Origin of the sequence: Cyclonatronum sp. (genome assembly GCF_022565315.1) — a bacterium.
Lineage (GTDB): Bacteria > Bacteroidota > Rhodothermia > Balneolales > Cyclonatronaceae > Cyclonatronum.
Genome location: NZ_JAIUMX010000143.1, coordinates 1 through 7,731, shown reverse-complemented (window position 1 = coordinate 7,731; position 7,731 = coordinate 1). Strand labels below are relative to the sequence as shown.

Sequence of the window (7,731 nt, the reverse complement as noted above, 5' to 3'; positions counted from 1 at the left end):
TTCCACTCGTAGTAGTCGTAGCCGCCGTCGTATTCGGCCACGCGCCCGCCCTCAACGCGCCAGATTTTGGTTGCAAACCGGCTCAGAAAATAGCGGTCGTGACTCACGGCAAGTATGGTGCCCTTGTATTCCTCCAGGGCCTGAATCAGCACTTCTTTGGACGAAATATCGAGGTGATTGGTCGGCTCATCGAGGATGAGCACGTTGGCGGGCTGCAGCAGGGTTTTGGCCAGCGCAACGCGGCCGCGTTCCCCGCCGCTTAGCACGGATATGGGCTTGAAGACATCATCCCCCGAAAACAAAAAGCTCCCGAGAATGGAGCGGATGCGCGAACGGACCTCTGAAGTGCGGGCTTCTGATTCCATTTCTTCGAGTATGCTGCGGTTCGACTCGAGCACGTCGGCAAGGTGCTGCGCGAAGAAGGTCATGAGCACATTGTGGCCTTCGGCACGGGTTCCTTCGAAAGGCTCCTGCCCGTACAGAATGCGCGCGAGCGTTGATTTTCCGGCACCGTTAGGACCAATGAGCGCGATTTTGTCGCCGCGCTCGATATGCAGCTGCTGACCCTCGGTAAACACTGTGATTTTACCGTCACCCTCGGGTTTAGGATAGCTTTTGATGAGATTGGTGAGCTCCATTACCACCTTGCCGGACTGCGGCGGATCGGGGAAACGGAACTGCATGCGCTTTTGCGGGTTGTCCGGCTCTTCGATGCGCACTACTTTCTCGAGTGCTTTTACGCGGCTCTGCACCTGCCGGGCTTTGGTTGCCTTGTAGCGGAAACGCTCGATAAAGCGCTCGGTTTCCTCAATTTCGCGCTGCTGCGCCTCGAACTCGCGCTGCTGCTGCTGCACCTGCTCCTCGCGCTGCACCTCGAATTTGTCGTAGTTACCCGTGTAGGTAAAAATCTTGCGGTTGCGCAGTTCAGCAATCTGCGTAACCATGCGGTTGAGGAAATAACGGTCGTGACTCACAATTACGACGGCGCCGTCGTAGGTTTTCAGGTACTGCTCGAGCCACTCGATGGAATCGATATCGAGGTGGTTGGTGGGTTCATCGAGCATGAGGACATCAGGTCGCTGCAGCAGTAGTTTGGCGAGCACGGCGCGCATCCGCCAGCCCCCGCTGAACCGCTCAAGCGGCTGCGAAAGCTCATCGGTTTTAAAACCAAGACCCTCAAGCACTTCTTCGGTGCGCGATTCGGCCCGGTCGCCTTCCAGAATGGCAAAACGGTTATTGAGCTTCTCCATTTCATTGAGCAGATCCGTATAGCGATCGCTCTCATAATCGGTCGATTCACTGATATCGATGCCGATTTCTTCGAGGCGTTTTTCGATATATTTCACCTCGGCAAAAGCCTGCAGGGCGAAATCGCGGACAGACTGCTCGAGACTGATTTCAAGGGTGTCCTGCTCCAGAAACCCGATTTTACAGCCGCTTTGGAGGGTTAGCGAACCTTCCTCCGGCTGATATCGGCCGGCAATAAGGCGCAGCAGGGTCGTTTTACCGGCCCCGTTCGGCCCTACCAGCCCGATGCGGTCTCCTCTTGATGCCTGAAAATTTAGTCCTGAAAAGATGCAGAAATTAGATATAAAAAGCGTTATATTAGAGATTGTCAACATTTAGCAATAACCAAATCAAAATTTAATCGACTCAATACGTACATGATCGGAGTAAAAGTCAAAGATAACGAAAGTGTTGATCGCGCGATCAACCGTTTTAAGAAACTTATCACACGTTCCCGGATTTTGATGGAATATAAGGAGCGTCAGCAATTTACCAAGCCTTCTGAGGCGAAGCGTGAAGCACTCAAGAAAAGTGTTCGCGAAGAGCGCCGCCGTCAGCGTTATAACTACTGATTGATTGATCATCGACCGCTTTTGTCCGGTTTTGTATTTTCCTTTGGTTTTCATCACCTCAAAGGACAGATGAACTCTCAAAGCTGCGCATGTTAGTACTTGCCCAATTTTAAACCGCCCCTTAAAGGCGGTTTTTTTTTGCGCTGAAATCAGGGGGCGGCAGACGGCTATTCCATTTCATTGACTCCCGGCTTTTAAACTTCAATACCCGTTAAAGCCAGGTATCTTAGGGATAATCAAGGCACTGATTAAAGACCATTTATTTGAAATGTATCTAAATCAAAGCCTATCTTACATAATAGCGCAGGATAAACACTTTTTTTCTGCGATTAGGTATCATGTTATTGGTATGTATATCACTATATCCACTTATAAGTCTGGCAACTCCCGCCTCAGATTGTTGATTCGTTATTCTACCGTTTCAAATTTCCCGCACATTTTACCAAGCCTCTAAAACTACACAACTTCTGATGTCAATAGAACAAAAGAAATTAATACTTATCAACCGGATAAGAACTCTTGAAGACGAGGTTATCATAGACAAAATTACAGACTTCATTGAGCCTGCCGGCTCTGAGCTTCCCGAAGCGATTTTGCAGCTATTAAAAATAGCAGATGCAGAGCCAGAGGAAAATCTTTTGCCTCACACGAGTATTACGGATCTTTTAAATCCAAAATGAAACCCATTTTTTGGACTGATACTGCTATACAGTCGCTACATGCAACATCAGACTTCATTCTGAAAACTTGGGGCACTAAGATAAACAATGATTTTCTCGAACTCTTAGAACTCAGAATATCCCAGCTCCAAAAAAATACCGAACTTGCTCCTCCATTTGCAAACAAGAGGTTCAGAAAACTAATAATTCACAAGACCCAGACAAACTTTTAGGAAAGCTCACAGGTTCCGAAAGTTAAAGTTTTAATTACCCTGATTTCAGTTTAAAAGGAAACTCACAGGTTTCAGGAACGCTTCACAAGCCGGTCAAGCTGCGCCATATTCCCCGAAACCGTGCGCCACTCGGCAAGGCTTACGAAGTACAAAATGCGGCTCAGTCGTTTTCCGGGATTGATGAGCCGCTGCGCCAAAGCAGCGATTTGGTGATCCCGCTGGGCGGTTAAAGCCGGACGGGAGGCCGCTTTGGCATATTCCCCCGCAAATTTCCACGCGCCTTCCCGGGCTGTGTTGATGCTGAAGTTAACCAGCATCTCATCCCTTCCGCGTGCAAAGCGGATCAGCAGCCGGAATACCGGTGAAATCCGGCCGATATTTTCTTTCACGCCATCCGTGAGTTCGGCCAGTACAGCATTAATTTTGTTGAAATCCCCGCGCAGCGGTTCCAGCGGTTTGCCCTCCATGGTTTCAACCGCAGCAATACCCAAATCCAGGTTGATGTGCGCGTTTATGCCCAGCAGCAGATGCTGAAGCACGACCATGCGGCTTTCTTCAGCGGCCCCGAAGGCGAGCTTCCAGCTCAGGGTAGGCTCCTCTCCCCGCTCGTACTGTTCCCAGGCGTCAATGAAACGCTTCGCAAAAATGACGTCGAGCCGCTCCATGCGCGGGTTGTCCTCAAACTCACCCCGGTCAATCCCCTGCTTCACACGTACCGTAACCTGCCGGTACAGGACGGCAAAGTAGCCGAGGCGGTTCTGCGTACGGCGGCAGGCCTCCACAATCTGATCCAGTTTTTGGATAACGTCATCAATTGTATGAAGCCACCCGCCCTGTGGCTCACCCGGCATGTTTATTCCTCTCAAAATGCTCCCGTATTTACCGATACCTTGTGGCTGCCTGCAAGGTCGATACCCTTAGCCTCAAGCCGGGCTTCCAGCTTCCAGCGGATTTCAACCCTGCGGTTGCTGAGCATATTGGCTGCCGAAACAATGTTTTGCAGCATATCACTTGCAGCTGAATCAGCGCGGTTCGAATCCGGTATGGGGAGCTCGAATTGATAGCTCTCCTTAAAGCCGGCCGGGTAATCCCGGGCTTCTTCTACCACTACCTCTTTTCGGAAAACCTCCTGACTGCGTGATTCACTTTTGCCGTCTTTATCGCGGCGGCGTTCGTGCCGGGTGCCAATCAGAGTCACAATCAGCCGCTTCCCCGAAACCGCTTTTTTGGCATGAAGCTCAAAGCTGCCTCTGATCACATCCCCCGGAGAAAAAGTGGTGACCGGCAGCGAAATTTTGATGGTTCCCCTCAGAAACCGAAGTAAGAAATAGAGTCCCGTTCCGCCTGCTATGAGTGCAAAAACAGAAATCACAAGAATAAGCACCGTACTGTCTTCCATTTCGAAAAAAATTATGTTCAGTTGGATGATATTTTGCCCTGAATGAGAATAAAGCTATTTACGCAATCATCCAAAACACATGGTTTGCAATGGCTTAGCTTAAATCCCAATACCTGAAAGAAAAAAGGCACCCGGTACAGTAACCGGGTGCCTTTTTCCGACAGCGGATTCAGAGACCGTTCTGCTCAGTCGGTGAGCTCAAACCCCTGATGCAGGCCTTTTTCGATGGCCGGCACACCGTAGCGCATCCACACAGGCATGGGGGCATCCATCAGGTAGTGGTCAAAGAACTGCTGCATGCGGCGCGAGAGGTCTTTGCGGTTTACGCGTTCGCGCAGGTTGTGCGCCTCGCCGTTGTAGTTGAGCATCCACACCGGCTGCTGCAGCCGCTTGAGCGCGGTGAAGAACTCAATGCCCTGATACCAGGGCACGGCGCCGTCTTCGTCGTTGTGCATCATCAGCAGGGGCGTGCGCACGCGGTCGGCGAAGAAAATGGGGGAGTTTTCGATGTAGTAGGTCGGTTTCTCCCACAGCGTGCCGCCGATACGGCTTTGGGTCTGCTCGTACTGAAACTGCCGGTTGAGGCCGCTCGCCCATCGGATGCCGCCGTAAGCGCTGATCATATTGGAAACCGGCGCCCCCGCCATAGCCGCCGCGAACATGTTGGTACGGGTGATAATGTGCGCGATCTGATAACCACCCCAACTCTGCCCTTGCAGGCCGATGCGGTCTGCATCAACAAAGCCGCGATCGAGCAGGTGTAAGGTCATGCCGATGACCGCGTTTTCGGCACTACGACCCGGGTTGCCGATAGTGTACACAATATCGGGCATGGCCACGATGTAGCCGCGGCTGGTGTAAAACGCCGGCGTGATGGTGGAGGCCGAAGGCGCCGGCGCCCGGTACCAGTGCAGGCGGTCGCTTGTGCGCTCGTAGAAGTACACAATCATCGGGTATTCTTTGTTCGGATCGAAGTTTTCAGGGGTGTAGAGCAGGCCTTCGAGGCGCTCGCCGTCCAGACTTGTGAAATGAAACAGCTCCACATCTCCCCACAGGTACTGATCCTGCTGCGGATTGGCGTGCGTTACGCGCTCGAAATTCCGGAAGCGGCGGTCGGTGAGGTACACATCCTGATACTGCCGGAAAGTGCTTTTGCGGACCATCCAGCGCTCGGCATCGGCGGCTTTCACCGGGGTGAAGGTGCGGAAGTCGCCCCGCCAGAGCTGCTGCGGGGCGCGCTCGCGAAGGTCGGCGGTGTAAAAGCCGGATGATTTATCCGCATCAAAAAAGGCTGAGAGGAAAAGCTGATCGGAGGGCAGGTGCCGCGCTTCGCGGTCTTCCTGAAAGCTGCGCAGGCTTACCTGATTGTCGCGGCCGTAGCCGGCGGTCAGCCGGTGTCCGCTGCCTTCCAGCGTCGGGTCGAACACCCAGAGGTCGAAGCGGTCGCGGATAATGACGCGCGCGTCGCCTTCGGTCCAGCCTTCCACCCCGTAGGGATTCGGATCTGAGGGCGCATCGTGCATCTCGTTGAAGAAGGCCACATCAAGGTGACCCGTGAGGTTCACGCTTAGGCCGGTTTCGATTTCGTGCGCGTACCAGTTTTGGTCGGCGTAGTCGTACCAGAGGAAAAAGCGGCCGTCAGGCGAAGTTTGGCTTGCTGCCTTCACCCGCTCGGCAAACAGGCTGCGCTCGCCGGTTTCGATGTTAACCACATAAAGGTCGGTGCGCGCCGGGAAGCCTTCCCACTGCGTGAGGTACAGATAGTGCCGGTTCTGAGCGCCCATCGCAAAGGGCGCATTGCCGCGATTAGGTACGGAAATATTTTCGAGGCTGCGGTCTTCGAGCTGCACAAAGCTGCCGGTCCCGATGTGGTACACCGCGCGGAAAGTCTGCCGGCGGTCGTTGCGCAGCTGCACCAGCTGCTGACTCTGAAGCCGCTCATCCTGCCAGTGCCAGATATCGACTTCGGCCATGTCGATGGTTTCGACTGAGCGGTCGCGGCGCATCGGCTCGGGTACGGTGCCGAAAAAGAGGCGGCTGCCATCCTCCGAAAAAGAAGGCGAACTGTGCTCGTTAATCATCCAGCTGTCGGCCAGCCAGGCGCTGTTTTCATCAGCGAGCAGGCGGGCTTCGGTGCTTCCGGCGGCCACGAACCAGAGGCCGTAGTATTCGGGGGCGTCATCGTCATCATTTGCATCCGCGCCTGCGCCGTTTTCGGCATCATTCTCATCAGCTTCGGGCTTGGGCTGCTGCGCGAGGAAGGCAATTTGTGCACCGTCAGCGGTCATCGCAAAAGCGCGGTAGCTGCGCAGCCCTTCGCTGAGGGTGAAGAGCTCGCCGCTTTCCAGCTCCAGCACATGAACCCCGGCCGTGCTCACGCTGTCTTGTTCAAGCGTGAGCATCACCAGCCGCTCCCCGCCCTCGCTGAAATAATACTCATCCACCCAGGGGAAAACCTGCTCGGCACCGCTGCGCAGGTCGCGCAGTACAAGATCGTGCTTGGTGGTTTTGGGTGATGGGTCCGCGGCCTCATCCGGCTCAGCAGCAGTTCCTGCACCCGGATCTTCAGTGCTTTCGGCTTCTTCGGTCGTTGCCGCGGCCGGGCGCGAACGGCGCTCGAAGCGGTAGGCGAGCCAGTCGCCGTTTTCGGCGGGCATTTTAAAGGAAGTGGCTTCGGCGATTTTTTCCAGCTCCCCGGTGCTCAGGGTGTAGATGCCGAGGGTATCGGTGAACACATCGCGCAGGCGCTTACCGTCGATGCGGGCCTGACGCTCCTCCGCGTATGGATTTGCCAGAAACAGCGCCATGTGGGTGCCGCTGTAGTTCACCTGAAACCGGTGCCCGCGGGCGATGCTGCGGTCGCGGTTGTCGCGCAGGCTGCGAACGATAAGCTCACCGTCGCCCTCCTGCGGATTCAGGCCGTAAATCAGAAAACGGCCGTCGCGGGTAAACTGCTCGTTGGATACCGAGCGCCACTGATCGAAGTCAGCGTGGTCGAGGGGAACCTTCTCCGATGAACGGACGCCCTGCCCGGTGGCCGTACAGGAAGCCAGCGTAAACAGCAGCAGAAAGGTGAGGGTCGTAGTAAAAACGGATCTCATAGGTCGGATTTTGGGTCGGGGTTGCATTTTAAATGAATCCGCCTAAAATACACGGCAATTTGTAAACTGCTGTGCTGAGGTTGTGAGAAAATGTTCCTGATACGGTATGCATCATTGAAGGCTTAAAATGCCGCAGATTGGTTACGGCAGCTGTATGAGAATGCTCGAAGCTCCGCTGCTCTTTTCTTTAGCTAAATATGGAGCAGATAACCGGTTACAATCAAAAGCTTGTGTCTTTCAAAATTAAATATCAAACTTAGAATTTGGAATTTCTTTTCATTCATTGTACTTTTACGATAGATAATGAACACCAGGCAAACAACATATCATCCGAATCACAAAAAGCTGGCCCGTTTCGCCAAAGCGCTGGGCCATCCGGCAAGGATTGCCATCATGGCACACCTCAGCCAAGCTGGCGGCTGCTGTGCCGGTGAGCTTCAGCTGAACATGCCGCTGGCGCAATCAACGGTATCTCAGCAT

Annotated in this window: 6 protein-coding genes; 2 read left to right on the top strand and 4 right to left on the bottom strand. The window is 53.8% G+C overall.

All coding sequences use genetic code 11. The annotated features are described in order from the left end of the window. A partial coding sequence (locus tag LAT75_RS14450) for an ABC-F family ATP-binding cassette domain-containing protein (protein ID WP_291483389.1) occupies positions 1–1,622 on the bottom strand: 1,622 nt, incomplete at its 3' end. A gap of 42 nt (positions 1,623–1,664) precedes the next feature. On the opposite strand from LAT75_RS14450, the gene rpsU reads away from it, so the two are divergent. Together rpsU and LAT75_RS14440 are read left to right on the top strand one after the other, a co-directional pair. Further along, complete coding sequence (gene rpsU / locus LAT75_RS14445) at positions 1,665–1,859, top strand: 30S ribosomal protein S21 (protein ID WP_291483388.1); 195 nt, start codon at positions 1,665–1,667, stop codon at positions 1,857–1,859. A gap of 470 nt (positions 1,860–2,329) precedes the next feature. Beyond that, on the top strand, positions 2,330–2,539 hold the full coding sequence (locus LAT75_RS14440; RefSeq protein ID WP_291483387.1) for a hypothetical protein: 210 nt from the start codon (positions 2,330–2,332) through the stop codon (positions 2,537–2,539). Between the two features lie 283 nt (positions 2,540–2,822). Here LAT75_RS14440 and LAT75_RS14435 read toward each other — a convergent pair whose 3' ends face one another. The 3 genes from LAT75_RS14435 to LAT75_RS14425 form a co-directional block, all read right to left on the bottom strand. Beyond that, on the bottom strand, positions 2,823–3,602 hold the full coding sequence (locus LAT75_RS14435) for a DUF5995 family protein (RefSeq protein ID WP_291483386.1): 780 nt from the start codon (positions 3,600–3,602) through the stop codon (positions 2,823–2,825). Positions 3,603–3,613: 11 nt separating this feature from the next. Next, positions 3,614–4,150, bottom strand: coding sequence for a hypothetical protein (locus LAT75_RS14430; protein WP_291483385.1), 537 nt, complete (start codon positions 4,148–4,150; stop codon positions 3,614–3,616). 185 nt (positions 4,151–4,335) lie between these two features. Next, a complete protein-coding gene (locus LAT75_RS14425; protein ID WP_291483384.1) occupies positions 4,336–7,251 on the bottom strand; it encodes a prolyl oligopeptidase family serine peptidase in 2,916 nt (971 codons plus the stop codon). Between the last annotated feature and the right edge of the window lie 480 nt (positions 7,252–7,731).

Coding starts and splice junctions, on each gene's coding strand:
- LAT75_RS14440 (WP_291483387.1), top strand. CDS start 2,330: ATGTCAATAGAACAAAAGAAATTAATACTTATCAACCGGATAAGAACT.
- LAT75_RS14430 (WP_291483385.1), bottom strand. CDS start 4,150: ATGGAAGACAGTACGGTGCTTATTCTTGTGATTTCTGTTTTTGCACTC.
- rpsU (WP_291483388.1), top strand. CDS start 1,665: ATGATCGGAGTAAAAGTCAAAGATAACGAAAGTGTTGATCGCGCGATC.
- LAT75_RS14425 (WP_291483384.1), bottom strand. CDS start 7,251: ATGAGATCCGTTTTTACTACGACCCTCACCTTTCTGCTGCTGTTTACG.
- LAT75_RS14435 (WP_291483386.1), bottom strand. CDS start 3,602: ATGCCGGGTGAGCCACAGGGCGGGTGGCTTCATACAATTGATGACGTT.